The organism is Frankia sp. CeRuru1 (genome assembly GCF_977966315.1).
Genome location: NZ_CDWWEW010000515.1, coordinates 1 through 2,817 on the forward strand (window position 1 = coordinate 1; position 2,817 = coordinate 2,817).

3 protein-coding genes are annotated in these 2,817 nt (G+C 71.5%); all 3 read right to left on the reverse strand.

The genetic code is table 11. The annotated features are described in order from the left end of the window. Window positions 1–743 (reverse strand): ATP-binding protein (locus tag AC08OP_RS23670; protein WP_476616188.1); only part of this gene is annotated, 743 nt, incomplete at its 3' end. A gap of 130 nt (window positions 744–873) precedes the next feature. After that, the gene (locus AC08OP_RS23675) at window positions 874–2,091 is read right to left on the reverse strand and encodes a hypothetical protein (RefSeq protein ID WP_476616189.1); all 1,218 of its coding nucleotides are present in this window, start codon (window positions 2,089–2,091) and stop codon (window positions 874–876) included. Next, window positions 2,088–2,817 (reverse strand): SAM-dependent methyltransferase (locus AC08OP_RS23680; RefSeq protein WP_476616190.1); only part of this gene is annotated, 730 nt, incomplete at its 5' end. The genes AC08OP_RS23675 and AC08OP_RS23680, both read right to left, overlap by 4 nt.

The following is a 2,817-nucleotide window of genomic DNA, read 5'->3' on the forward strand; positions in this document are numbered from 1 at the left end:
CTGTGGTGGGGCAGGGCGGCCCAGACGACCTTGCCTCGCTCCTGGTGGCTGCCGTCGGGGGTGTGGACCCGAGCCTGGTAGTAGCCGGTGCGTGGGGTCAGGGCGGTGATCAGGTGCAGGCCGCGGCCGTCCTCGGCGTCGGGGCTGGTGGCCCTGCGGGTTGGGTGACCTGGTCCTCCGTCCCAGACCTCGACGATCACATGGTGGTCGCTGTAGGTCAGGCGCATCGCGATCTGGGACGTCAGGTCGTCGTCGCCGTGCAGGCTGGAGGCGAGCGCGTTGGTGATCAGTTCGGAGGTCAGCAGGGTGATCGTGTCGATCACATGGTCGAGGTTCCACTGGTGGAGTTGCCCGGTGACGTCACGGCGGGCGACGCTGGCGGACTGGGGTCTGGTCTGGTAGCTCCAGACGCGGTGCGGGAGCGCGTGAATGGCCGGTTCGGGTGCGCTGGCGGTGGTGGCCACGGCGGTGGTCATGTGGCTCTCCCGACGGCGGAGATCTGGGCAGTCCGCGCCGGGCGGGGCGGGGGCGGTGTCGTGGACGAGCGTGAGGTTGTTCTCGGCGAGCACCACCACGCGGCACGGCCACGTGCATCCACACTCCTCGCACACACCGTTGCGTTGGACATGCCGGTCAAGGAGGCGCACCGCGCTGCCACGCAGCAGCTCGAACGCACGCTCGGGCGGGTGGGCGGTCGTCTTCCGGCCGACAGCAATCAGCGGGTCGGTGGATCGGCCGCGCACAGCGACGACCTGACCGGGCGGAGAGGCGGAGGCAGGCGGCGCAGGATGGGCGGGGTGTGATCGGCCGCCCGGTGGCCGGCTCAGGCTGATAGCCATGGACGTGGACCTTCGGTCTGTGAACGGTGAAAGATCAGTGATCGGCGGGGTCGAGCTGCTGTGCTGGCTGGCTGGCCGGGCTGTCGGCGAGCGCACCGAGGGTGGCGTTCAGCGCCGCGCCAGCGCCGCGGCGGCGTAGTTCTCGGGTAAGTGCGTCGAGGACGGACAGCGCCGACAGCCGACGGGCAGGCAAGTCGGCCACGGCCGGGCCGAGCCGGAGGGCGGCTGCCGGCAGCGTCAGTTCGGTGATCATCTGGTCGTAGACGGTGGCCGCCCAGACGGTCAGGACGACGTGCAGCCAGCCGCGCCACTGGTCCCGGCAGGCGGACAGCCGGCCGGACAGCCACGCCTCGACACCTTCGACGAGTTCCGCTCGGACTGGCGGTGGGCAGCCGAGGATCAGCGGGTGCAGATGGCCAAGCAGTGTTCCGGCGTCCACGAGGTCCCCGCCGGGTTCGAGCGCGGGTGATACCAGCGCCGCCTGCGGCGACCTGTCGGGGTACAGCACGCCGCGCGGGGTGAGGTTCCCGAACGCGATGCCGCTGTGGCTGAGCACCATCGGGTCCAGCCGGGCGGCTAACCGGCCGAGCCGCGCCGACAGGCTGCCCGCGAGCGCCCGAAGCTCCCCGATCTCGCCTGCCGTCGTGTCGTCGGCGTGGAGGTGGTCCAACGGATGGCTCAAGGCTTCAGCGACGACCCGAGGCACCGCGTTGGCGGGCGCCGCGGTCTGGTTCAGGTGCGCGGGTGGATCACGGTGCAGTTCGCTCAGGTCGTCCATCAGCGCCGTCATCACCCCGGTGAACTCCATCGGCCGGGCCTGGAGCCGGGTGGCCAGGGTGGTGCCATCGATCCAGGGGGTGAACATCGCTCCCTTCGCGCAGGCGATCGGGGCCGCCACTCGCTGGCGGGTGTAACCCGCCAGTGCCGTGAGCTGCTCAGCCTGGCCGGCCATCGCGGTCACCGCGATGCCGTCGCCGTCGGCGAGCACGGTGGCGAGATCGCCGTGGTCGCCACGGATGAGGCGTGACAGCGCCCGGCCTGCCGGGCGGACCGTCGCGCACAGCGCCACCCCGCCGCCGGCCCGGACGTGGCGATACAGTGCCCCGCCCGCCGTGGTCATCGCCCCGAACATCACCTCGCTGTGGGGCCACAGCTCGGCGGTCGCGGCGGTGATCCACCCGTCGGCGTAGGACAGCAGATCGCGGACGTCGCCGTCTTGCCAGCACGTCGAGCAGGCCGAGGGCGGGCTCACCAAAGTCGGCCGACACCGGCGTAGACCGGCAGCCGACCCTCCATGGTCGTCGACCGCCCATGCCGCCGGCCGCGCTCCCAGCCCGGGAGCAGGACCAGGCCGGGGTCGACCAGATCGCAGTCGTCGAAGAACGACAGCACCTCGGTACGGTCACGCAGCTGGAACGGCGCGGTCGTGCGCCGGTACACCTCCGCCGCCTCCGTGACCTGCGGGGACTGCCCGTCGCCGGTGGCATGGGTCGCGACCAGATGACTGCCTGCGGGCAGGGCGTCCCGTAGCTGGGCAACCAGGTGCCGAGGGCCGGTGTCGTCGGGGAAGAAATGCAGGACCGCGACCAGGAGCAGCGCGACCGGCTGCCCCAGGTCCAGCAGCCTGGACACCTCCGGATGCTCCAGGATCTCGTCCGGCCGCAGCAGATCCGCCTCCACCGCCGTGGCCAGCGGGTTGGGCGCGAGCAGGATCTGGCTGTGTGCGACCGCGACCGGGTCGCTGTCCACGTAGATGACCTGGGCGTCCGGGGCCAGCTGCTGGGCGACCTCGTGGACGTTGCCCATCGTCGGCATACCCGACCCGATATCGAGGAAATGCCGGATACCGACCTCGCCGGCGAGGTACCGCACCGCCTCACCCAGGAACAGTCGGTTGACCCGGGCGGTGTCGCGGATCTGCGGCCACGTCTGCTCGACCTGCGCCGCCGCCTCCCGGTCGGCCGGGAAGTTGTGTGCG